This window comes from Bradyrhizobium sp. Cp5.3 (genome assembly GCF_000426265.1).
Classification (GTDB): domain Bacteria; phylum Pseudomonadota; class Alphaproteobacteria; order Rhizobiales; family Xanthobacteraceae; genus Bradyrhizobium; species Bradyrhizobium neotropicale.
The window spans coordinates 32,675-54,841 of record NZ_AUFA01000042.1 but is presented as its reverse complement, the minus strand read 5'-3'; the positions used below and the strand labels follow the sequence as shown (position 1 = coordinate 54,841).

General features: G+C 61.7%; 22 protein-coding genes and 2 pseudogenes. 15 read left to right on the top strand and 9 right to left on the bottom strand.

The window, feature by feature from the left end; translation table 11 throughout:
* Positions 1 to 275: pseudogene (locus K289_RS0134240) on the top strand (IS256 family transposase); the annotation flags it as partial.
* A 360-nt stretch (positions 276 to 635) separates the two neighbouring features.
* Positions 636 to 1,589 (top strand): AraC family transcriptional regulator, encoded by a 954-nt coding sequence (locus K289_RS46130; protein ID WP_051311095.1) that lies wholly within the window; start codon positions 636 to 638, stop codon positions 1,587 to 1,589.
* 196 nt (positions 1,590 to 1,785) lie between these two features.
* Here K289_RS46130 and K289_RS0134230 read toward each other — a convergent pair whose 3' ends face one another.
* On the bottom strand, positions 1,786 to 2,172 hold the full coding sequence (locus K289_RS0134230; RefSeq protein WP_027555578.1) for a hypothetical protein: 387 nt from the start codon (positions 2,170 to 2,172) through the stop codon (positions 1,786 to 1,788).
* A gap of 12 nt (positions 2,173 to 2,184) precedes the next feature.
* On the opposite strand from K289_RS0134230, the gene K289_RS0134225 reads away from it, so the two are divergent.
* From K289_RS0134225 to K289_RS50945, 5 genes and pseudogenes are all read left to right on the top strand, one after another.
* Positions 2,185 to 3,090, top strand: a complete 906-nt coding sequence (locus K289_RS0134225; RefSeq protein ID WP_245284077.1) for an AraC family transcriptional regulator — start codon at positions 2,185 to 2,187, stop codon at positions 3,088 to 3,090.
* 694 nt (positions 3,091 to 3,784) lie between these two features.
* Entirely contained in the window at positions 3,785 to 4,198 is a 414-nt protein-coding gene (locus K289_RS0134220; protein ID WP_027555576.1) for a cupin domain-containing protein, read from the top strand.
* 527 nt (positions 4,199 to 4,725) lie between these two features.
* Positions 4,726 to 6,192 (top strand): ATP-binding protein, encoded by a 1,467-nt coding sequence (locus K289_RS46125; protein ID WP_051311093.1) that lies wholly within the window; start codon positions 4,726 to 4,728, stop codon positions 6,190 to 6,192.
* Positions 6,193 to 6,785: 593 nt separating this feature from the next.
* Positions 6,786 to 7,607 (top strand): hybrid sensor histidine kinase/response regulator, encoded by an 822-nt coding sequence (locus K289_RS51855; protein ID WP_051311091.1) that lies wholly within the window; start codon positions 6,786 to 6,788, stop codon positions 7,605 to 7,607.
* Positions 7,608 to 7,819: 212 nt separating this feature from the next.
* Positions 7,820 to 8,347: pseudogene (locus tag K289_RS50945) on the top strand (DsbA family protein); the annotation flags it as partial.
* A gap of 64 nt (positions 8,348 to 8,411) precedes the next feature.
* Here K289_RS50945 and hemC read toward each other — a convergent pair.
* The 6 genes from hemC to K289_RS49315 all read right to left on the bottom strand — a co-directional run bounded on the left by hemC (position 8,412) and on the right by K289_RS49315 (position 13,648).
* Positions 8,412 to 9,347, bottom strand: coding sequence for a hydroxymethylbilane synthase (gene hemC, locus K289_RS49325; protein ID WP_084788830.1), 936 nt, complete (start codon positions 9,345 to 9,347; stop codon positions 8,412 to 8,414).
* 580 nt (positions 9,348 to 9,927) lie between these two features.
* Complete coding sequence (locus K289_RS0134190; RefSeq protein WP_245284076.1) at positions 9,928 to 10,383, bottom strand: cytochrome C; 456 nt, start codon at positions 10,381 to 10,383, stop codon at positions 9,928 to 9,930.
* Between the two features lie 4 nt (positions 10,384 to 10,387).
* Positions 10,388 to 10,630, bottom strand: a complete 243-nt coding sequence (locus K289_RS0134185) for a hypothetical protein (protein WP_027555572.1) — start codon at positions 10,628 to 10,630, stop codon at positions 10,388 to 10,390.
* 9 nt (positions 10,631 to 10,639) lie between these two features.
* A complete protein-coding gene (locus K289_RS49320; protein ID WP_245284075.1) occupies positions 10,640 to 11,956 on the bottom strand; it encodes a c-type cytochrome in 1,317 nt (438 codons plus the stop codon).
* Between the two features lie 8 nt (positions 11,957 to 11,964).
* The gene (locus K289_RS0134175; protein ID WP_245284074.1) at positions 11,965 to 13,470 is read right to left on the bottom strand and encodes a cbb3-type cytochrome c oxidase subunit I; all 1,506 of its coding nucleotides are present in this window, start codon (positions 13,468 to 13,470) and stop codon (positions 11,965 to 11,967) included.
* On the bottom strand, positions 13,439 to 13,648 hold the full coding sequence (locus K289_RS49315) for a hypothetical protein (RefSeq protein WP_198024822.1): 210 nt from the start codon (positions 13,646 to 13,648) through the stop codon (positions 13,439 to 13,441). The genes K289_RS0134175 and K289_RS49315 overlap by 32 nt, the downstream gene beginning before the upstream one ends.
* Positions 13,649 to 14,199: 551 nt before the next feature.
* Here K289_RS49315 and K289_RS0134170 point away from each other — a divergent pair.
* The 8 genes from K289_RS0134170 to K289_RS0134135 all read left to right on the top strand — a co-directional run bounded on the left by K289_RS0134170 (position 14,200) and on the right by K289_RS0134135 (position 20,402).
* Entirely contained in the window at positions 14,200 to 14,733 is a 534-nt protein-coding gene (locus tag K289_RS0134170; protein ID WP_245284073.1) for a cytochrome b, read from the top strand.
* A 229-nt stretch (positions 14,734 to 14,962) separates the two neighbouring features.
* Positions 14,963 to 15,736, top strand: a complete 774-nt coding sequence (locus K289_RS0134165) for a heme ABC transporter permease (protein WP_027555569.1) — start codon at positions 14,963 to 14,965, stop codon at positions 15,734 to 15,736.
* Positions 15,717 to 15,899, top strand: coding sequence for a heme exporter protein CcmD (gene ccmD / locus K289_RS52905; protein WP_035686829.1), 183 nt, complete (start codon positions 15,717 to 15,719; stop codon positions 15,897 to 15,899). Before K289_RS0134165 ends, ccmD begins: the two co-directional genes overlap by 20 nt.
* Positions 15,896 to 16,519: a DsbE family thiol:disulfide interchange protein gene (locus K289_RS0134155; protein ID WP_027555568.1), complete on the top strand. Its 624-nt coding sequence runs from the start codon at positions 15,896 to 15,898 to the stop codon at positions 16,517 to 16,519. The genes ccmD and K289_RS0134155 overlap by 4 nt, the downstream gene beginning before the upstream one ends.
* A gap of 215 nt (positions 16,520 to 16,734) precedes the next feature.
* Entirely contained in the window at positions 16,735 to 17,433 is a 699-nt protein-coding gene (ccmI, locus tag K289_RS0134150; protein ID WP_027555567.1) for a c-type cytochrome biogenesis protein CcmI, read from the top strand.
* A 3-nt stretch (positions 17,434 to 17,436) separates the two neighbouring features.
* Positions 17,437 to 17,889: a cytochrome c maturation protein CcmE gene (gene ccmE / locus K289_RS0134145; protein ID WP_027555566.1), complete on the top strand. Its 453-nt coding sequence runs from the start codon at positions 17,437 to 17,439 to the stop codon at positions 17,887 to 17,889.
* 42 nt (positions 17,890 to 17,931) lie between these two features.
* Positions 17,932 to 19,929, top strand: coding sequence for a heme lyase CcmF/NrfE family subunit (locus K289_RS0134140; RefSeq protein ID WP_027555565.1), 1,998 nt, complete (start codon positions 17,932 to 17,934; stop codon positions 19,927 to 19,929).
* Entirely contained in the window at positions 19,926 to 20,402 is a 477-nt protein-coding gene (locus tag K289_RS0134135) for a cytochrome c-type biogenesis protein (protein ID WP_027555564.1), read from the top strand. The genes K289_RS0134140 and K289_RS0134135 overlap by 4 nt, the downstream gene beginning before the upstream one ends.
* A 97-nt stretch (positions 20,403 to 20,499) precedes the next feature.
* On the opposite strand, the gene ccmB is transcribed toward K289_RS0134135, so the two are convergent.
* Positions 20,500 to 21,162 (bottom strand): heme exporter protein CcmB, encoded by a 663-nt coding sequence (gene ccmB / locus K289_RS0134130; RefSeq protein ID WP_027555563.1) that lies wholly within the window; start codon positions 21,160 to 21,162, stop codon positions 20,500 to 20,502.
* A 124-nt stretch (positions 21,163 to 21,286) separates the two neighbouring features.
* Positions 21,287 to 21,913: a heme ABC exporter ATP-binding protein CcmA gene (ccmA, locus tag K289_RS0134125; RefSeq protein WP_027555562.1), complete on the bottom strand. Its 627-nt coding sequence runs from the start codon at positions 21,911 to 21,913 to the stop codon at positions 21,287 to 21,289.
* Between the last annotated feature and the right edge of the window lie 254 nt (positions 21,914 to 22,167).

Here is a 22,167-nt window from a genome sequence, read left to right as displayed (position 1 = left end):
GGTTGAAGTTGCCGAAGGAGCTTCGTCGATCGCTCGCCTGTACCAACATCGCCGAGAACATGATGGGCACCATTCGCCGCGTCACGCGCAACGTCAAACGCTGGCGGGATGCCGGTATGGCCTTGCGATGGGTCGCGGCCGGCATGATCGAGGCCAACAAGGGCTTCCGACGATTGAAGGCGCATAAGCAATTGTCGGTTCTGCGTGCGGCTCTTCAAGCTCGCCACAATCGCATGACGATCAACCCCGTTGCCCACGTCACGAGGGCCGCGTAACATTCATTCCGGCAACGTCGGCCCGACCTAGTTCAACAGCGATCGGGACATCCCCTGACTCTCAGCCGGACTATTCATGTTGCGGCTGAATTTATCTAATTCGGCTGCAACCACTACTCGGTCAGCCGCAACCGGCTATTTGTTTAGCGTCTTCAGTCGAAGGCAACGAAAGACCGAACCGATCAAAATCCCAGATCAGGTTGGAGCGCGAAAGGACCCTTCGCCGAGTTGCGCAGGCTGGCTGCCTGCGCGAGATGGCATCGCGGAGCCGAGCTGATGTGGACCTGAGCACCATAAAGGCTTCTGGACGTGGCAGGTGAGCCGTTCTGGCGTATATCGCGACAAGACCTCGACAAGTTGATGACCACGTTGGACATCACCTTCGTCAGGCTGTCGGAGTGCACGCTTGCGGCGGGTGCCCACCTGGCGGTTGCCCGCGCGGAAGCCTCCACCATCCACTACTGCCTTCGAGGAGCCGGGTTCATCCTCCTGGACCATGAAACGCCCATACGTCTGACGCCGCACACGCTGGTGATCGTCCCGCCTGGGCGAGCAATGACAATCGCCGCGACGGAGCGCCCGACCGCACCACGGAACGTCGGCAAGCACGGCGAAAGCGCCTTCGCGCCGGGCTCGTCGCACCGGCACACCGTCGGAGACGGCGAGCCGACACTGGTGCTTGCGTGCGGGAGCTTCCGAGCCAACTATGGACCAGCGCTGGACCTGTTCGCATCCCTTGCAACGCCCATTGTCGAGACGTTTGACGTGCGCGACCAGCTCGACCAGGTGATGGCCTACGCAATGGCCGAGCTCGCGGCCCAGGACGTCGGTGGAGGGCCGATGTCGGCGGCGCTGCTGAAGCTCGTGTTGCTTGCGCTGCTTCGGCGTTGCTTAGTCTCGACGAAAGCGTGGGTGGAGCGGTTTTCGATTCTGAGCGACCCGCCGATCGCACGGGCTTTCGCCGAGATTGCCTCGCGCCCGTCCCTTCCGCACACCGTTCAAAGTCTGTCGCACGCCGTCGGTCTCAGCCGCTCAGCTTTCATGGCGCGGTTCTCCGCCGCCTTCGGAGAGTCGCCCATGTCATTGCTGCGCCGCGTGAGGATGCGCCACGCTGCTGACCTGCTCGCGGCCAACGCACTGTCGATCGACCAGGTCGCCCTAAACGCCGGCTATCAGAGCCGGAGCAGCTTTGCGCGCACTTTCCGCAGGTACTACGGCAGCGACCCGTCAGAATACCGCTCCAGAGCGCAGCGCGCCCCGGCTTCGAGCGCGGCCCCGGCCGAAGATGCGATCGAGGAATCCGACGCCGCGTGAGATGCGCTTATTCAGCGAGAGCGTAGGCGCCACTGCGCGCGAACTCCTTTCACTGCCGCTCGTGGTGACACGCCCAGGGGGCATGGGAGCACCGCAGCGAAGCTGATCGCTATTGGCGAGCGAACCTGGGTGGTTCAAGCACCGGCAGCGGCCGAGGGTTAACTCGGCCGCTGTCACATGATGTTAGCAAAGGCTCTTAGGCGTGCGCCGACTTCAGCGCGCGCTCCCCGCTTTCGGGCGCGTTGAGCACGAAGGTGACGAGGAGAACCGCGGCACCGTTCGCCCAGTAGTACCAGGCGTCCAGCCCCTGCAGGCCGAGCACGAAGGGCACGGCGACGAAAGTAATGCCGACGAGGCGGTCAACCGCGACATGCAGCCCATATGGCAGCACTCGAACTACACCGGTCTCGTGATCGGTGAACAGGGTCAGAATGAGGGCGGCGACGCCGGTTGCGACCGACATCCAGAGCGCCAGCGGATTGGCATGGCCGAGTCCGAGCAGGAACGGCGTTGCCATCAGGCTGAGCGCGACGGGATAGTCGAGGAAGGCGTGAACGGTCTTTGTGACGAAGCGAATATTCATGAGACTCTCCGGTTGATCAAGGCCTGGGGACTTGCACACCGCTCATATGGAAGACTATGGGTGACGCCTGGTGCCAATAATTTTGCTGATCGTCCCGATGGACCCCTTCGCTGCCTGTTCGCCCACGTAACGCCGACGGCCCGGACGTTCTTCACCGGGAACCTGTGCCAGACGTTGCAGTTCACTGGTGTGGGCCATTTGCACCTGTTCAAGGCAGGCGCGCTCACGGTCACCCAGGACGGACAAGCCGACCTCGAACTCGTTGAGCCGACCCTGCTGTTTTTGCCCCGCGGGCGGACCCACAGTTTCGCAGTTGATCCCGAGCGCGGAGCCGACCTCGTATGCGCGACCGTCGAACTCGGGGGCGCGGAGGGAAACCCGATTGGCCAGGGCCTGCCTGAATGTGTGGTCCTGCCGCTCGCTGCTCATCCGGCGCTGGGCCCAGTTTGTGATCTGCTGGTCGGCGAAGCCTTCTCCGAAGGTGGTGGCCGCCAGGCGGCGCTCGACCGGCTGTTCGACTATCTCCTGATCCTAATCGTGCGTCACGTCGTTGAGAGCGGCGCCATTTCGACCGGCGTGCTCGCCGGGCTCGCCGACCCACGCCTGGCCAAGGCGCTGACCGCGATGCACGAGGCGCCGAAGAAGCCTTGGAAGCTTGAGGATCTGGCCGACGTTGCGGGCATGTCACGCACGCGGTTCGCCGATCATTTTCGGACGCTGGTCGGCCTGACGCCAATTGAGTACCTGACGGTCTGGCGCATGACGATCGCGCGCCAGCTTCTCGGCAAGGGCAAACCGGTCAAGAGTGTCGCGGCGCAGGTCGGTTACGACAGCGCTGCCGCCTTCTCGCGCGTGTTCAGTCGGTTGACCGGGCAGCCGCCGCGCGAGTTCGACGCGCTCCGGGATGGATATCGCTAATCGATGAACTCGGCACTAAGCGTCCGTACAATCAACGGCATGCTTATGGGAGCTTTGCGGACGAGAATTGAAATTAATTGTTCCGCGCCGCGGATGTCCGGTCGGGGGTCAGAAGCAGCGGTCGAATATTGTGGCGAAGGGGTTTGCTTCACTCCCCAATACCGGACCTGAGTGGGCCGCCAAGCGATGTCGCCTCGGGCCAAGAGGCGACGTAGCGCGTCCGGGTCAGCTCGGATCGAGTGGCGGGGCGGGGGACTTGGCTTCGTGCCGCCACCAGACCTGAGCGTGCAAGAGCAGCTTGGTCGTTACCCACGTAACGCAATTCCGGATTTTCGAAATTTTTCTGTAGGCATCCTGCCCGATCTGCAAAAATGGCGATGTCTTTCCCTCTCTTACCTCGGTCCGGCATCCGGTCGGCGACGTGGCGCACGATAAATCCACCGTAGGAGCGGCGTCATGGCCAAGGACGGCGGCCGTTGGCACGCGCAACCTCGATTGGTCCAAGGCCGGCAACGGGTTTAGAAGTCTCTGCAGATGCGGCTGGTGGCATTCCTCGCGACGGCATCACGCGGCGCGGCGGCAATAACGATCCTCTATCGACTCTATGGCGAGAGGTGATTTCCCTCGCCGCCGTTGCAAGGTCATTCTCGTCGGGTGGTGGGCGGTCATCTTTAACACGATCAGGAGGCTACAAATGTCAGTCCAGCAGCCGGTTCTCACGCCGCCCCACGGCGGCCAGACGGTGACCTCGAGCGGGGGCTCGAGCGTCGAGATGAAAGTGGAGAGCAGCCAGTCCGGAGGCGACTATGGCGCTGTCCTGTGGACGGTGCGGGCCGGGGAGGAGCCGCCGCTGCACACCCACTCGCGCGAGGACGAACTGGTCTACGTGGTGCAGGGGCAGCTAATCGCGCGGGTCGGCGATGCCCGCGTCGAGGTGGGGCCGGGCGCCTACGCGGCTCTTCCCCGCGGTGTGCCGCATACGATCGAGGTGGTCGGCGACCAGGCGACCCTGCTGCTCAGCTTCGTGCCGGGTGGGCTGGAGCGCTTTTTGGTCCCCCGGGATGGCGAGCAGTCCGACCCGGCCGCTTTCGGCCTGACGTTCCCCTAGGGGCGGGGACCGCGGCGCGCGGCGTTCGTGACTGTGTGCCGCGAGGAGGAGGAAACCCCCGCAGCTATGCGACCGGGCCGGGACGGTGAACGCCCTGCGGCCTGCCGTTCCCCCTTTCACAAAATGAGTGCGCACCTTGTATTGGCGGGCCGGCTCGGTCTCGATCCGGCGCGCGGCTTGAACCGCGAGCCAAAGGCGCTTTCTCAATCCCGTATTTGCCGCGCTCGAGAAAGATGGCGCGGTGAAATGATCGGCGGCGCGTTGCTTCCAGTCAACTCGATGGCCAGGGAAGGTCAGTTCCGGGTCACTCGCGACTGAGCCGGGCAGTGCTCGCTACCAATCGATGTCCGCTTCGATCCCGATAGCGCCCGCACTTGTGCAGAAGCAGCAAATGACGCGAATGGGATGGACATCGCGCCGGTCACAATGTGCCAGCGCGCCCTAGCCGTTCCGCATCACTGGCCTTATACTTTGCGCTTGTGACATGGTGACCGAGGTTCATTCGACCGCGAGTTCCAGGCGAAGCCATGATCTTGGATTCCGTGCCGCTGATGACGGCTATCGATCTCTTGATCATAGCAGTTACCGTCTATGGTATATGGCGTTGCCGACTGATCAGTCGTGGACAGCGCTTCGGACGGCCGCGAATCGGCCTGCTCCTGATCAACTCGGGACTGCTGGCTATTGCTTTATTTTACGCGACCGACCTCGCGTTCATGCACATCGTTCCCATGCTAATTGGGATGGACGAAGCGATGGAGGCCATGCGGGCCCTTGATCGCGACCTCATTTGGCTGGTCATTCTGTTCGCGGTGATTTCCGTATCTATCGGCTTCATCGAACTTCTCGTCGAACTTCGAAGACGGGAGACGAGACTGGGTCGCCTGATCGACGCCAACATCATCGGCATATTTATCTATGATCTCGAAGGTCGGATCATTGAGGCCAATGACGCGTTTCTCCACATGGTGGGATACGGCCGTGAGGATCTCGTCTCGGGTCGCATGTGCTGGACGGGCCTGACGCCGCCGGAATGGCGCGACCGCGACCGACAGACGGTTCAAGAGGTTAAAAATACCGGCGCCGCGGAGGCATTCGAGAAAGAATATTTTCGCAAGGATGGCAGCCGCGTGCCCGTCCTGGTCGGTGCGGCGAGCTTGGAGGATACGGGGAATCAAGGTGTCGCTTTCGTGCTCGATCTGACTGAACGCAAGCAGGCGGAAGCCGAAAAAGGTGAGGTCGAGCGGCGATACCGCGAGGTTCAAATGGAGCTGGCGCATGCGAACCGCGTCGCAACCATGGGGCACCTCACGGCTTCGATCGCCCATGAAGTCAATCAGCCAACTGCGGCGGCGGTTACCAACGCCCAAGTTGCCTTACGCTTTCTAAACGCCCAACCGCCAAATCTGGAGGAGGCCCGGCAGGCGCTCGGTGACACCGTCAAGGCAGGAAACCGAGCCACCGACGTCATCCGGCGAATCCGTACCCTAATCAAGAAGGCGCCTCCACGGAAGGATGCCTTAGAGATCAACGGAGCAATCCTTGAGGTCATCGCCCTGACCCGCGGCGAAATTGTGAAGAACGGCGTCTCGGTGCAGACACAGCTCGCGGAGGGCTTACCGCTCATTCAAGGAGATCGAGTCCAACTGCAACAAGTGATCCTCAACTTGATCGTCAACGCCGTCCACGCACTGAGTGAGGGCAGCCAAGAGCCACGCGAATTGTCAATCAGTACCTCGATGAATGGGTCAACTGGCGTGCTCGTCTCTGTACGAGATTCAGGGCCAAGTATATGCCCCGAAAAACTCGACCGTCTATTCGATCCATTCTATACAACCAAGCCGGACGGCATGGGCATGGGACTCTCAATCTGCCGCTCGATCGTGGATGCTCACGGAGGACGGTTGTGGGCAACGCCAAACTTAGCCCACGGAGTCACATTTCAGTTCACCCTGCCGGTGAACGTAGAAACCTTTACTGAGTTGAGCGCGTAAGCGTCCAAAGAACAGGCGGCGCTGCCCCGAGTTCAGCTCTGGGTCATTTTCGACGAATTCAGCCGGGGTTGTCGGCGGGTTGATGTCCGCTTCTGCCTATAAGCGCCACACCGGGGCCAGCCAAGAGCGTTGCGTTTGGCCGAACCCCCGTGATTCAAACTACCAAACTGGGGGCTCGAATCATGCGCTACGAACTCGCCGATTATGAATGCGTGGTCGACGGGAGATGTGAATCGATGATGGGTCCGCGACAGGTTAGTCAGGCGGCGCTATTTAATCCTGCCGATGCTGAGTCTCAGTTGAAGATGTAACCACGCCCGTCTTAGGGACATCGGCGCGCCCTGGACCACTGCGCTCGTTGCCCCGCAATCCGCCACGGTTTGCTCGGCGAGTCCTCGCAGGCAGACACGGCGCACAGCCCTGTGGCGCCCCAGCCGCTGGCAGTCCATTTCGATAACGGTCGGCTATCGACTCCATGGCGAGAGGTGATTTTCCTTTCCACCGTCATGCACTCAATCTTCGATCGTCGCCCGCCCTCGTCTACGGGCCGAAGTCGGGGTTCCGTTGGACGATCGCAGGCCGGGAGGTCCGATATGCAGATCAAAGAGACAATTGGCGTTCCATTCCCCGGTCCTGCCGAAAGCCTTCCGCTGGAGGATGTCGTCGTGCTCGCGGACAGCGCCGGCGTCTCGCTTGGAGTACGGCGCGCATTCAGCGCGAGGGTGCGGAGAATGCACGATGGCAGCAGCGGCGGCATCGCGTCCAGGTGCGCGGAGATTCCGCTCGTCGGGCGTGACGGCGAGATTTCCGGAGTCCTGTGCCAGACCGCCCCACAAGCGCGGCGCGCTCCCCTCCGGCGGGCCGGAGGGGTGAGAGCGATCGGGGACGTGGCGCAGTTCGTGGTCCACGACGTCAACAATCTTCTCGCCGTGATCGACTTCGGCCTGCGGCTGCTTGAGCGCCAGAGCGACGCCGCGTGCCGAAAGACCATCGGCAGCAGGATGCGGCACGCGATCACGCGAGGCTCGTCGCTCAGCCGGCAGTTCCTCGACGCTGCGCGACCATGCTCCGAGTCGATCGGCGGGTTCGTCGTGATCGTCATCGCCGATGACGGGGAGGGCATGCCCGAGGAGGTCCTCTCGCAGGCGCTCCCCCAGTTCCGGCGCTTCGCCGAGGGAGGAGGCAGCGCGGTCAGTTTAGAGAGCGAGCGAGGTGCCGGCACGCTGGTACGCCTCTTTCTCCCGCGCGTCGGCGATGCGGCGGTGCAGAGCAGTATCGTCAGCACGGAGATCGTGTGCACGCCGTCACCCAACGGCGGAGCATTCCACGTCGTCAACCCGGATGCAATCATGCTGGCGAATTCGTTCGACGTCCACGCGCCGGCTAGGAACAGCGCCTCGAACAACTCGAGCTGATATGAGCAACAAGCACGGCTTCCCCGGCGTCCGCAAGCGGACGGACTATCCGTTCCGCCGCAAACCCTACTACGCCCGCATGACTTGGGGTGCGGGCTGTTTCATCTACAGTCGGAATTTCGCGACGGTCCACGAAGCCGCGCTAGCCTACCGTCTGATGGTCGAGGAGAGGGAACGATGCAAAACCGGCATGAGGTCCGGGTCCGCGCGCAATGCCCCATCGACCCCGAACATACTACGGGCTACGCCGGACTCGTAGCCGGCGCGAGGGCCTGGAGACCGGTTCAGCGGTGGAGCTCATGATCCCGCCCGGCCGCCTCGACCGTCCGGTCGACCGCAAGACGGACCACATGCTCGGCGTCGCCGATGCCGAGATCTCGCTCGTCGAGTACGGGAGCTACGCCTGCCCGCACTGCAGGGCTGCCAACGACCGCATCGCGCAAGCACGCGACCAACTCGGCGACCGCGTCTGCTACGCCGTTGAGCTTGCCCAGACGCCCGAGGCGTTCTGGTCCGCGCACATCAAGCTGATGACGAGGTCGATGCAGCTCACAGAGGACGACCTCGTCGCGGTGGCCGCCGACCTCGGCGTGAACGCTGAATTCGCGCTCGGCGACAGCGACGCCATGCGGCGCGCGAGGGCGAGGGTGGAGGCGGACGTCGCAAGCTCACGCGCAAGCGGGGTGAGATTCACGCCGGCCTTCTACATCAACCGGCGGCGCTACGACGGGCCCTGGGATGAGAACTCTCTCGTCGATGCGATGCTTGGCACGCTCGGCCACCGCGTCCGTCCAGGTAACGAATTCAGATTGGCCTTTGCTCTTCCACGTTACGGGGCGCAGCCTTCAATATCTCCACCGCACCTTGCTGAAGAAGTTTATGCCCGAGACTTCTGCCTATTGCGTCGGCTTGATCGGCCGGACCCACGCTTTCATCGGCAATCTTCGTTTGGCCGTCCGGATGAGTCACCTGTCCTCGAAGTGTTAATGTCCCGGCGAGCCATGTGGCAGAGACCCCGACGGGTAGGCTGCAACCCGCATCGAGACTTCTCATTAATGCGCGCTCTGCATCCACTTCGGTGCGCGACTGCCGGTCTTCAATCTTTTGAAGCAGCGCTATGAGTGCCGTATCCTCTTCGCGAGCTTCGGCCGCGAGAGCACCTTGGCCGGCTGCATACGGGAAAACATGCGCGTCTAAGATCTGTGAGGCCTCATGTAGCAATCCTAGCCGGGACAACCCCGCCGCTGCCAATAGAGTCGCGTCTATTTTCTCTCGGTTCTTTGCCTTACGCAGCCTTGGAGAAACGTTCCCTCGGATGGGTCGAATATCCAGACCACTGCACAGAGCGAGAAGTTGAGCTTTGCGACGAATTGATCCAGTGCCGACGCGCAGCCCCGGTCGTAGCTGATCTAGTGTAACGCCGCAAATCGCGTCGCGAGGATCCTCTCTTTTGGGAACGGCCGCCAATACCAAGCCGGGCTGCAATTTTGTCGGAAGATCTTTGAGGGAATGAACGACCAGGTCAACTTCGTTGCGCAGAAGCGTGTCTTCGCTCTCCTTCGTGAATGCTCCGATGCCGCCCATCTGCTGAAATCCCGACCGTCGATCTTTATCGCCAACTGAACTAACGAAGACCATTCGCACCTCAGCGGCCGGCTCAACGCTACGAATAAGATCGGCGACGTGATTGGCTTGCCAGCGGGCCAAATCACTTCGCCTGGTACCGAGTCGAATTTCCACGATCAAACCTCTTGCTTCTTGAGTAGTTCGCCGACTTCTAGTGCTGCGTAAGTAGCTGTAAAATCGGCGCCTGCTCGTTTAGCCGCACGGCAGAACTCTGGTGCGGTGGTCTTCATGAGCATCTTCCCTCGGACCGTATTTCATAAGCCCACACTCGCCCGAAACGGAGAAGCAGCCAATAGGTCGCAACTTTCGAAAGGCGCTGGACCAAGTCGAGAACGAAGAGCGCCGGTTCAGACGAGAATGGAGTTTGCGCCTTCGGATACGAGTGCGCCGAATGCGTCAATGCATCCTTTCAAGTCGAAGGGGTCGAGCTGAAACGCTGCGCGTGAGCTGCCATCACCTGTGTCCATAACGGAACGATAAGGTAGTAGAACGGTGATCGAAATATCAGGTGCGGCATCACGCTAACCCAAGGGAAGCCTCCGTCGTCAAGAGCCAAAGCCTCTCGATCAGATCGCGTCGCTTTCTGATCGCCTCGACGCAGTGTGTCATGAACGCGTATATTCGTTCTGTCTTGCGGATATCCGGATAGGTCAGCAGCCACAACTCACCGTTGAGCTCGTTTGATCGGGGTGCGTTATTCGAATGGATTCATTGACGTGGAATAGGTTGGTGTTTTCGCGTAATCGGCCGGAGCGTTCCAAAGGGTTGCGACATACCAGGCTGTCCAAGCAACGATCAGCAGGCTCAGTACCCACACCCAAACCGGGATCGGCGAGGGCGATTCCGCCCGGTGCGGCTCGAACGGCTCTTCCGCTCCAAACGCGTTGACCATGAAGCGCACCGTACCGTGAACGACGGCCCCATCACCAAGCCCGCTGACCGTGATCCCGGGGCCATTGCGGACCTGGAATCGAAGGCGTCGGACGCCGACCTGGCCGGTGGCGTCCTGGGCTTCGATGCGGAGGCCGTGCTCGCCGTCGGCAAGGCTCTTGGTGTCGAGCGCTATCTCGGTCGGCGGCCGCTGATCGGTGACCGGATCGGACGCTTCGTCGAGGTAGATGCGGATGCGCGGATCGGACACGTGTTGCATTCCTCTAACGGTCGGCGTGCAGGACGCGATATTTTGGATGATTGGGGTCCCGTTCACCGGGGTCGATGAGCATCCGCAGCGCCGCCACGATGCAGCTGAGGGTCACGAGCCCAGCCCCGCCCACAACCAGCACATTGCCGAGTAGTGGCCCGGCAAGACTATGATCGCCGGCGCCACTAGCCGTCGCAGGTGCAGTGCAGAGGTAGCCAAGCGCCGAGAGAATCCAGGCGGTAATCGTATCGGTCATCGTCGTCTCCTATTTCTCGGCGCGGAGCTTTGCGATGTCGGCAGGCGTCACCAACGGCCCGTGGTTGCCCCATGAAGTGCGCTCGTGATCGATGATATCCGCGATCTGCTGATCAGAGAGTTTGTCAGCGAACGGCGGCATCTCCACCTCGTACTTCTGGCCGTTGATCGCCTTGCCACTAAGCCCGCGCAGCGTGGTGGTGACGTGTTCGGCAGGGTCAGTGGCATTAACGACCTGATCGCCCGCAAGTGGCGGAAATGCGCCAGGCACCCCCTTGCCCTCGGCACCGTGACAGATGGCGCAGTTGTCGGCGAACAGCTTCGATCCTTCCGCGGCATCGAACGTCGGTGCCGGAGCCGCTACCGGCGAGGACAGTTCCGGCGGCGTTGCCTGCTTCTGCAGTGGCTCGTTGGCGCGTGCCGCGACGACATCAGCCGCGGTGATCAAGGCACCACGATTGCCCCATGAGGAGCGCTCGTGGTCGATGATATCGGCGATCTGCTGATCAGACAATTGATCGGCGAACGCCGGCATCTGGGCTTCATATTTTTGGCCGTTGATCACCTTTCCACTAAGTCCGTGCAGCACAGCGCCAATGTGTGCCGTGGGATTGGCGGCGTTAACCACCGGATCGCCGGCGAGCGGCGGAAACGTTCCCGGTACACCCTTGCCTTCCGCGCCGTGGCAGGATGCGCAATTGTCGGCGAACAATGCTGCACCCTTGGTGGCATCAAACCCCAGGGGGCCGGTCGAAGGACCCAAAGGCGGGGCGCCGGGCTGCGTCGGGACGAGCACGGGCTGCTTCAGCGACAACAGATAGGCCACCAGCGCCTTGCCGTCGTCGCTGGGGACGACGGTACGGCCTGGCGCGAACTGCGGCGGCAATGGCACCGCTTTCTCCCCGGGAGGTAGCTTGTCCACAACCCTGAACAGCCAGGGAAAGGCCGGCATGATCGATTGCGGCACCACTGCGCGCGGCTGATAGAGATGGATGTACTGCCATATGCTGCTCGATTGCCGCGTGCCGATATTGCTCAGGTCGGGACCGTTGCGCTCCGAACCCAGCAATTCCGTGGTCTGGTACGCATAATCGCCCGGCGCAGACGGACGGCCAAAGGGCTTGTCTCCGGAGAGCGGTCGTACTTGCTGGGTATGGCAGTAGAAGCAGCCTTCCGCGACATAGACATCACGACCTCGCGCCTCAAGCGGGGTCAGTGGCTTAAGTCCCGGCGTCGGAGGTACCTTCGATAGCCAGATTCCCGGCAACACGCCCATAAGGATCGCCAATCCAACGTAGATCAGCGTTGAACCGCCAGAAATCGCCAATGACCTGTTCATGCCGGCACCGTCTTGGCTGCGGAAGGCTCGGCGTAGGACCGACCGTAGGTCATTGTCCAGACGTTGAAAGCGAAGATGAGATGGCCGGCGAACATCAGCGAGCCGCCGACGGAGCGCCACAACCAGTATGGCGCGGCATCTTCCACCGACTGGATGAAGGTGAGTCCTCGAAACCAATCGAGTCCCTGAATGGTGCCGGCGGCCGACAGCGCCGCAACGTAAATGGCAACGCCGATGGCAGACAGCCAGAAATGGATGCCCATGGCCAGGTTGTAGGGATGCTTGCCGGTGGCGCGCGGCAACAGTGCATAGACGCCGCCCCAGATCGCGAAGGTTACGAAGCCATACATCGTCAGGTGCGAGTGCCCTACGGTGTAATTGGTCAGATGCCAGAGCTGCTGCAGCGAGCGGAATGCCTCCAATGTGCCTTGCGTCGAACCCAGTAGATAGCCGTAGACGCCGACTAGGATGAACACCGCGGGCGAGCGATATGTCCATTCGTGACGCCCCCGGAAGGTGAGAAGGAAGTTCGCACTGCCGCTCAGCACCGGAACCAGCATGGCCACGCTGAAGACGATGGCCGTAGTCTGCAGCCACCACGGTAGTGGACTGAATTCAAAATGATGAGCGCCGACGATCGGATAGAAGATGAGATTGGTCCAGAATGCAAAGACGCCGAGCGAATACGAATAGATCGGACGATTCAGGAGCTTGGGCAGCGCATAGTAGGACACACCGAGCGATAGGGGCGTGAACCATAGTCCGACGGCGTTATGCATGAAGAAGGCTTGTACTGCGACCTGACCCAGTCCGAACTGGTACCATGGCAGAATCGACACCACGACCATTACAATCGTCCACAGCGTGCCCCCGATAGTATACCAGTTGGAAATATAGATATGCTTGCCATCCCGGTGCTCGACAGTGGCGATCATATTCCAGACCGCGGTGATCAAACCAAGTCCAAGGACTACACGAATCCACCACAGCCATTCGCGATACTCCTGGCCGTAGGTGAAGCCGAGATCGAGTGTGACCGTGCCCAGCACCGCGGCGAGATTAAGGAGCGCAAGACTGATCCATGCGAGGCGCTCGCTGTAGAGCCTCGCGCCCGAACTGCGCGCGGCGACGAACAGCGCAAGCCCGATCAGCGCCTGGCTCGCCCACGCATAAAATGTTCCGCTGGTGTGGATCGCACGCAGCCGTCCGAACGACAGCGCCGGCGTGGTCGCGAAATCCGGATAGGCGAATTTGAAGCTGACTAGGAGTCCCACGGCCGTGGTGAATACGAGCCAGATTGTCGCCGACGCCACGTAAGCGGCGAACACACGTGCCAGAACGCGGTCATCCGGAGCGACTGTGCGAAGTGGAATGGACGCGGCGCTATCTGACATCATCCGCCTCTCCGTCTCCTCGACGACGTTGTCCGGCGTTGCCACATTGGCGTAGTCGCCCGCATCTGCTGTTCCATCATCGAGACTGGGCCGGCTTGCCGGATTCATCGAGAGATGCAGGCGCGATCAGGTTCCCCCTCTCGTCGTGGCTGAGCTCGCCGGAAACATGGATCGTGTGACCAATCTTGATCGCGTGTGCGTATCCGTAGGCATCTTCCCACGGCACAGCGAAATAGGCGGCCTCCGTACCAGTTACTGCGGCTGCACTTACGCCGTTGCTTTGCATATCGAGCCTCCTGGCTTCTCAGTCTGGCATCGCGTCTCTGAGGCGGCACTGAAAGTTTCGGTACGACGATGCTTTGGAGAATGACCTTGCAACGCCAGCGAGGGAAATCACCTCTCGCCATAGAGTCGATAGACGATCGTTATTGCGGCCGCGCCGCGTGACGCCGTAAGCGAGGAATGCTACCAGCCGCACTTGCAGAGATTCCCGTTGCCGCGCTTGGACCAATCGAGGTTGCGCGGGCGGGGCGAGTGGGGGCGGGCCGCGATTGAAGCAGGCCAAGTTCGGTATCCCGGCCCGCGATATCGCCGGGCGTATGACCCCGCGGCGAACCGTCGTGCTCACAACCGAAGAAGCGGCGCCCCCTTGCAGTCTGGGTTGAAGAGTGCCGGACGCTCGGACACCGATTGGGGACCCCCGGGCAGTGGGTTTGTTATAAGGTAAAGTTGGGCGAGGCGGGGAACGGGCCAGCTTACCAAGCGCTCAAGTCTCTGGCGACGCGCCGCCACCGTTCATCAACCGCTGCGGCGGGCCATCGGAGTTAGATAATCGGTTTGCGCAGCACTTCCTCTCGCTACGGCGTCGGCGCCCAAGCCCTCCATTGGCTGACCGTCATGCTGGTTCTCGCCGCCTATGTGCTAAGCAAGGGCGATCGCGATTCGCTCTATTCCGCCGCCGCGGACGGGATCCGCAGGATTCACGAGACGCTCGGGGTGCTCGTCTTCATTGTCGTCGTGCTGTGGCTGCTATGGCGACTGATCGACAACACGCCCGCGAAGCAGCCGATGCCGCGATGGATGGCTGCGGCCGCGACGCTCGTCCGGTTCGCGCTTTATGCGCTCCTCATCGCGATTCCAGCAACGGCGGTGCTCGGTACCTGGCTCGAGGGGATTCCCGTCACCCTTCCCGGATTCGACATCGCCCCCCAGATTGCGAAGGCGCATGGACTGGGGCAGCTGATCATGGAAATACACACCACCCTCGGTAACGCCATCCTCTGGGTTGCCGGCGTACATGCAGCCGCGGCTCTCTTCCACCATTTCTATCTGCACGACGAAGTCCTTCAGTCGATGGCTCCGGGCGCATGAATGATTAGTCCGAGCCACTGCGGCGAGACGTACGCGATGGAGATCTCAAATCTCTGGGCGCCTGCTGGGCATCGAAACGATAACTGACGGTAATTTGCGAAATCGTCTCCGGTGTGATGCGATACCCATCGGCTTGCAGACGCCGTAATGGCACGGTCCTTCGTAGCGAGCCGCAGTCGGAAGCGAGCGAATTCGCGGCCCGCAGATTGGCTTCGAGGAGATCGGAAATTTGAAGGTAAGCTTCACCGCCTACAGCAATCCTGGCAATTTCCTGCGTATCGCCGCAAAGTTGCTGCCTTGGCTTTGGGGTTCGACAGCCTTCGCCTTCGCACTTGGTCTATTTGGAACGTTCGCCGCGCCACCCGACTACCAGCAAGGCGAAACGATGCGCATCATGTACATCCACGTCCCCGCCGCCTGGACAGCGATGCTTGCCTACACGTTGATGGCGGTGTCTGGGCTCGGATCCTTAGTTTGGCGTCATCCACTTGCCGACGCAACACAAAAGGCGGCTGCGCCGCTTGGCGCAGCTTTCACCTTCATCTGCCTCGTCACAGGGTCCCTCTGGGGCAGACCGATGTGGGGCACATACTGGGTCTGGGACGCCCGGCTCACCTCCGTGTTGGTTCTGTTTCTCATCTATCTCGGTCTGATCGCGCTCTGGCGGACGATCGAGGACCCGAGTAGGGCGGCACGAGCAGTTTCGATCATGACCTTGGTGGGCTTCATCAACATTCCGATCGTGAAGTTCTCGGTTGATTGGTGGAACACTCTCCACCAGCCGGCTTCGGTATTCCGGATGGAGGGCTTAGCGATTGCTGGCTCGATGTTGTGGCCGCTAATCGTTATGGCGCTCGCATACACGCTTCTGTTCGCGACTCTCCACGTAATGGCGGTCCGTAACGAGATCATGCGACGCCGAGTCCGGCGACTTGCGATCACGCTGGCGGCTGCGGGCGAACCCGCGATGGCCCGCATGCTGCGTGCCGAACTGGCGTCCTGAGAAGATCATCGTGCAGCATGGCGGATTCATCACGGCGGCTTTTCTGGTGACGGGCACCATCCTGGCCGGGATGATCGCGGCGGTCCTCATCGACTATCGCGTTCAGCTCCGTACCTTGCGTCGCCTGCTACCTGATCACTCGGATCCGCGGGGACGCGTATGAGCAAAATCCCAGCCTCAATTCACCTCCCAGCAAGCGCCGCGGCCCCTCGACGCGCACTCGCCCGCCTGGGCGTGATTATCCCGCTTCTGGTCTTCTGCGGAATTGCGGCATTACTCCTGGTGCGGCTCCGCGCCGGAGACCCATCGCTCGTGCGCTCGGCTCTGATCGGCAAGCCAGCACCGCCGTTTGCGCTGGAGCCGCTCGATGGGCTTTCGACGTCCGGTCCGCCTGGCTTGTCGAGCGCCGATCTGCGGAGGGGGCACGTGACCATCGTGAACGTGTTCGCGTCATGGTGTGTCGAGTGCCAGGAAGAACAAGGGGCGCTGATGGCGTTGGCGAGCGATCGGACGCTGCAGCGACAGGGGGTGAAGCTTACTGGCATCGTCTACAAGGACGATCCCAGAAACGCGCTAGCCTATCTCGCAGCCAACGGGAACCCGTTCGCACAGGTTGGCACTGACCGGTCCGGCCGAACGGGGATCGATTTCGGCGTCTATGGCGTCCCCGAGACCTATGTGATCAAGGGCGATGGCACAATCGCCTACAAGCTGATTGGTGGCATCTCGGACGCAAGCCGACCTGCATTGATGGCCGCAATTGCCAAGGCAGAGCGCCCATGACGACTGCTTTGCAAGCTCCCCATCCCTGCGTGAGAGATTCAAAAAAAGTGTTCTCTCGCCTCGGCAGCATGGGATTCCATCCACTTACATCATTCAGGAGTGACCGATCGGACCATGGAAGCGCACACCCAGAAACAGTCCGATTTTCAAGAGTGGCGGATGCCCGACAACGTGGTTCGTCGCGCAGCGGCGAAAACGGACGGAGGCCTTGAAACGTGCTCTGGGCCGTCTTTGCAATGATGACGTCCGCGGTCGTGCTGGCGCTGGCCCGGTCGCGCTCTGAGCGGTGCGAGAGCTTTGGCGCTCACGATTCCGACGTGGCCTTCTATCGTGGCCTTCTGGCCGAGGCGAATGATGACGTCCACCGCGGACTCGTAGCGCCCGAGGATGCCGTGGCGACGCGTGCCGAGATCGGACGCCGGCTACTCGCGTCACTCGACTCCCCCTCGGAGAGCCGGCTGCGTGAGTCGGGGCGCTGGCTGCCGAGTCGCGCTGCTGCGGCCTTGGCGATCGTCCTAGTGCTGCCACTCGTCGCGCTCGCGTCGTACCTCAAGGTCGGCGCTCCCAGCCAGCCTGACATGCCGATTGCATCGAGGCGCACGGGTGGGGACTTCACCCTCGCTGCCGCCATTCCTGACTTCCACGCCGGCCAAGCCCGGGCTGACATTGCAGCGCTTCCTCCGGAGCAGCGGAGCGACGCGATCCGCGGGATGGTGCGAGGGCTCGCCGAGAAGCTCTCGAAGAACGGCCATGACCTTCAGGGATGGCTGCAACTGATTACGTCTTACGTCGTATTGGGTGAACGGCAGGAGGCCGAGGAGGCCGTCGCAAGCGCACGTGCCCAGTTAGCAGGTGATGCGCAAGCGCCGGCGCGCATCGATGAACTCGTTAGGCAGCTTGGTTTGAAGGGGTAGACTTTGACCAGAAAGCACAGGCGCCTCGCTATCATCAGCGCGGCAGGCTTCATTTTAGCCATCGCGGTAGGGCTTATCCTGTTTGCGTTGCGTGATAGTATCGTCTTCTTCTACGGGCCGACCGAATTAACCGAAAAGGCGCCGCCGCGAGGAACCCGTCTGCGCGTCGGCGGCGTGGTGAAACGTGGCTCACTTGCCTATGGTGGATCGTCAACCGTTGTCTTCGCGGTGACCGACCTGAAGCACGACATCAAGATCAGCTACACTGGATTGCTGCCGGATCTCTTCCGTGAAGGACAGGGCGTCGTGGCTGAGGGCACGGTGGAGGGACCGGGCCTCTTTCATGCCGATACCGTGCTCGCCAAACATGACGAGCGATACATGCCCAAGGACGTAGCCGACAAACTTAAGCAACAAGGCACTTGGCGAAACGAAAAATCCGCGCGAGCGCAATAGCGCCTTCTTCCACGAAAAATCACAGCCGATGGGACCGAAAGGATGATCGTCGAAACTGGACATTACGCACTCGCCCTGGCTCTCGCCGTCGCGCTGCTTCAGTCAGTTCTGCCGCTCTGGGGGACCCGTAGTGGTGATTCCGGACTCACTTCCATTGCGGTCCCGGCCGCAATCACTCAGTTCCTGCTGTTGGGCTATGCGTTCGCAGCACTGACTTACGCCCATGTGGTGTCCGACTTCAGTCTCGTGACAGTCGCCGAGAACTCGCTCACCACCAAACCACTTGCATACAAAATCGCCGGCGTCTGGGGCAATCACGAAGGATCCATGCTGCTTTGGGTTCTGATCCTCGCGGCCTTCGGAGCGGCAGTGGCGATTCTCGAGCGCGGCATGGCGAAGGAATTGCGCGTCCATACACTAGCGGTCCAAGGCTGGATCTCCCTTGCTTTCCTCTGCTTCATCCTGTTCACCTCCGATCCCTTCGTGCGACGGTTTCCGGCGCCCTTTGAGGGCCAGGATCTCAATCCGCTGCTTCAAGATCCGGGCCTCGCGATACACCCGCCGCTACTTTACCTCGGCTATGTCGGTTCCTCGATCGTGTTCTCGTTCGCGGTGGCAGCGCTGATCAGCGGCCGATTAGACGCCGCTTGGGCCCGCTACGTTCGGCCTTGGATACTGATTGCCTGGATCTTTCTAACGCTTGGCATCGCCATGGGCTCGTACTGGGCCTATTACACCCTAGGCTGGGGCGGGTTCTGGTTCTGGGATCCGGTCGAGAACGCGTCGCTCATGCCCTGGCTTGCGGGTACCGCGCTCATGCATTCGGCTGCCGTCATGGAGAAACGCGAAGCCCTCAAGATCTGGACACTGTTCCTGGCGATACTTACATTCTCACTATCACTGCTCGGCACATTCCTGGTGCGCTCAGGGGTGTTGACCTCCGTTCATTCCTTCGCCAGCGACCCGGCACGCGGCGTCTTCATCCTGGTTATCCTGGCCGTGTTCATTGGCGGTTCGCTCTCTCTTTATGCTTGGCGCGCACCTTCCCTGAGCCAGCGTAGTCTGTTCGCGCCCGTTTCACGCGAGAGTTCGCTCGCAGTCAACAACGTGCTGCTCGCCACCTGCTGCGCTACGGTCCTGACCGGCACGCTCTATCCGCTCGTGCTTGAGGCTCTGACCGGGGACAAGATCTCGGTCGGCGCACCGTTTTTCAATTTGACGCTCGGTCCGCTAGTAGCGCTGATCGTTCTGCTGATGCCACTCGGTCAGTCGCTCGCCTGGAAGCGAGGCGACCTGCTCGGTGCGGCGCAACGGGTGACGGTCGCAGCCTTGGGGGGGCTCGTAGTCGCCCTTGTGCTCGTTGCTATCATCCGAGGCGGCCCCGTCCTCGCCGCGGTCGGGCTCGGCCTCGCCGTCTACCTCATCGTCGGATCGTTCGCCGATGTGGCGTCGCGTATCTGGGCACGTGGGCAGCCCGCTCGGGTGATGGTAGCCCGCGCGGTCGGGCTGCCGCGCTCCGCCTGGGGGGCGGCGATCGTTCATGCTGGCCTCGGCGTGACACTCATGGGCTTGGCGGCGACTGGTTGGGGCGTGGAGCGGATCGCGACCGTCAAGCTAGGGCAGGGGATCGATCTCGGCCCCTATCAGGCCACCATCGAGAATCTTCGATCGCGACAGGGCCCGAACTACTCCGAAGTCTTGGCCCATACGGTCATCAGCCGGGGCGGCGCAGCCGTGGCCACCGTCGAGCCCGCCAAGCGCAGCTTTCCCGCACGTCAGACCGCCGTCACCGAGGCTGGCATCGTGACGCGAGGTTTTGGCCAGATCTACATTTCGCTCGGGGACCAGCACCCGGATGGTTCGATCGATGCGCGCATGTTCTGGAAGCCGCTTGTGACAGCCATCTGGATCGGCGCCATCATCATGGCGTTCGGAGGGATTGTGTCGTTGTCCGATAGACGCCTCAGAATCGGCTTCGCGCGCCGTGCGGCTCGTGTCCGCCCCGCCGCCACTCCCGCAGCGCCGCAGCCCGCCGAATGACTTCGCTTCGTCGCCTTTTTCTTCTTTCGATCGTACTCGCAGGCCTCTCGCCCGGCTTGGCAAGGGCGGTGCAGCCGGACGAGGTCCTGCCCGACACGAAACTTGAGGTACGCGCGCGCGCTATTTCCGCCGGGCTGCGCTGCTTGGTCTGCCAAAACCAGTCGATCGACGATTCGAAAGCAGAGTTCGCGCGGGATCTCCGACTGCTGGTGCGCGAACGACTTAAACTCGGCGAGAGTGACGAGCAGGTCCGCGCCTTTCTGGTAAATCGTTACGGGAACTTTATCCTGCTGAAACCACCACTCGACTTGGAAACCGCCTTCCTCTGGGGAATGCCGGCTTTGGTGCTCGCAGTGGGCGGCATCGCTCTCCTATTTAGATTGCGCCGCCTGCAGTCCACGCCGGCCGCGCCCTTGAGCCAAGCCGAGCGGGATCGGCTTGCGGCTCTGTTAGACGCCGATACTCTGCTATAGGCATTTCCTGAGGGGCAAGCCGACTTAACTTCGGAGGCGCACGGAGTCGTTTCACGGCAGCGACCCCGAAGCAAACTCTTTCCGCTGCATGCGCTCGTCATTCTCCCGCGCCGCGAAGTGCTGCGGCTGCGGCGATTGGAGCGAGGGCGACGGATGCGAGTCCGAGCGCGCAGAGGACCAGAAAGGGCGTCAGAAAGGGCACTGTGCCACTCTGCGCCGCGGAGACACCGAAGATCAGCACCGGTACGGTTAGTGGCACGACCAGGATCGACAGCAAGAGACCGCCGCGCCGCAGCGTCACGGTAAGGGCTGCACCAATTGCTCCCAGAAAGGTGAGAGCCGGCGTACCAACCAACAACGTTGCTGCCATCGCCCCGAGCTCCGGGCCGTCCAAATCCAACATCAGGCCAAACAAAGGCGAGAGCATAACGAGCGGCAGACCCGTGACAAACCAGTGGGCCACGCACTTCACCAGAACAATGAGTTCTAGGGGCGCCGGCGATAGCAACATCTGGTCCAGCGAACCGTCCTCGTGATCGGCCTGGAACAGACGATCAAGGCCCAATAGACTCGCGAGGAGCGCTGCTATCCACAGAACGGCTGGACCGATGCGCGACAGCAAGCGCAGGTCGGGTCCGATCGCGAAAGGTACGATCGTCACGAGACTGAGGAAGAAGACCAGGCCAAGAACCCCGCCTCCACCAATGCGGCGCGCCAGCATGAGGTCGCGAAGGAAAACGACAAGGAGAATACGGCTCATGGCCTCCGTCCGGCGACGCCATCGCGTCGAGACCGCTCCGGAGAAACCGGAAGCGGGGCGAGACCTCTTCTGTCCCGACCTCGACGGCTACGGGGGTGCAGGCCGCACTCCAACGGGACGACCCTCACCTCGTTCCGAGCCTGACTTGGATTGTCTCCGGCAGACCGAGTGGTTCGTGGGTCGCGGCGAGCATCAATCCTCCGCTTCCGAGATGGTCGGCCACAATAGCCTTCAGCAAGGCGCGTGCGTGCCGGTCGAGCGCGGTGAGCGGCTCGTCGAGCAGCCATAGAGGGCGATCGGCAATCAGGAGCCGGGCCAATGCGACACGGCGACGCTGCCCCGCGGAGAGATAACCGACAGGCAAATTGAGAACGTGGGCTAACTCCAGACGGTCCAGCGCCCCTAACGGGGTTAGCCGACCTCGGCCCAAAATTCCAAGGCCGATCTCGAGGTTTTCGCGGGCGGTCAACGCCGATTTCAGCCCGTCGAGATGGCCCACATAGTGGAGGCGCTCTGCCAGGGGCGCGGGATCCGTGGCTTCGGACTCCACCCATGACATGCGGCCGGATCCGAGTGGCAAGAAACCGGCGATCGCGCGCAAAAGCGTGGATTTGCCCACGCCATTGGGGCCCGTCACTTCGGCGATTTCGCCCGAGCGCAGTCGCAAAGACACCCCGCCGAACACCACGCGCTCGCCGCGCGCGACGGAAAGATCCTCGATCAGGAGATGGCACCGCTGCGTGATATCCATTTTCATTTCCGGTTGCCCGTTGTCTCGTTCGGATCGTTTTCGAACGCCGTATTGGAGGGCCTATCGAAATGAACGATTCTGGATCAACGTGTTCGAGCGAAAGGCGGCGCCGTTGGGGAGAACAGCCCAAGAGAATCAGGAAGTTCAGTTCTTCGGGGCTGCCCACTAGAAGAATGCGAGCCCGATTGCGAACGTTGGCAGCAAGATGCGCCACGCGATGACCCATGCAAACTGGTCGCGTGATAGAAGGACCG

Bases quoted from the DNA above. Each gene is read 5' to 3' on its own strand.
- K289_RS46130 (WP_051311095.1), top strand. From the start codon at position 636: ATGACCACGTTGGACATCACCTTCGTCAGGCTGTCGGAGTGCACGCTT.
- K289_RS0134175 (WP_245284074.1), bottom strand. From the start codon at position 13,470: ATGAATCCGGCAAGCCGGCCCAGTCTCGATGATGGAACAGCAGATGCG.
- ccmA (WP_027555562.1), bottom strand. From the start codon at position 21,913: ATGGATATCACGCAGCGGTGCCATCTCCTGATCGAGGATCTTTCCGTC.
- K289_RS0134135 (WP_027555564.1), top strand. From the start codon at position 19,926: ATGACTTCGCTTCGTCGCCTTTTTCTTCTTTCGATCGTACTCGCAGGC.
- K289_RS0134220 (WP_027555576.1), top strand. From the start codon at position 3,785: ATGTCAGTCCAGCAGCCGGTTCTCACGCCGCCCCACGGCGGCCAGACG.
- K289_RS0134185 (WP_027555572.1), bottom strand. From the start codon at position 10,630: ATGACCGATACGATTACCGCCTGGATTCTCTCGGCGCTTGGCTACCTC.
- K289_RS46125 (WP_051311093.1), top strand. From the start codon at position 4,726: ATGATCTTGGATTCCGTGCCGCTGATGACGGCTATCGATCTCTTGATC.
- K289_RS0134190 (WP_245284076.1), bottom strand. From the start codon at position 10,383: ATGCAACACGTGTCCGATCCGCGCATCCGCATCTACCTCGACGAAGCG.
- K289_RS0134230 (WP_027555578.1), bottom strand. From the start codon at position 2,172: ATGAATATTCGCTTCGTCACAAAGACCGTTCACGCCTTCCTCGACTAT.
- ccmB (WP_027555563.1), bottom strand. From the start codon at position 21,162: ATGAGCCGTATTCTCCTTGTCGTTTTCCTTCGCGACCTCATGCTGGCG.
- K289_RS49315 (WP_198024822.1), bottom strand. From the start codon at position 13,648: ATGCAAAGCAACGGCGTAAGTGCAGCCGCAGTAACTGGTACGGAGGCC.
- K289_RS51855 (WP_051311091.1), top strand. From the start codon at position 6,786: ATGCAGATCAAAGAGACAATTGGCGTTCCATTCCCCGGTCCTGCCGAA.
- K289_RS0134140 (WP_027555565.1), top strand. From the start codon at position 17,932: ATGATCGTCGAAACTGGACATTACGCACTCGCCCTGGCTCTCGCCGTC.
- K289_RS0134155 (WP_027555568.1), top strand. From the start codon at position 15,896: ATGAGCAAAATCCCAGCCTCAATTCACCTCCCAGCAAGCGCCGCGGCC.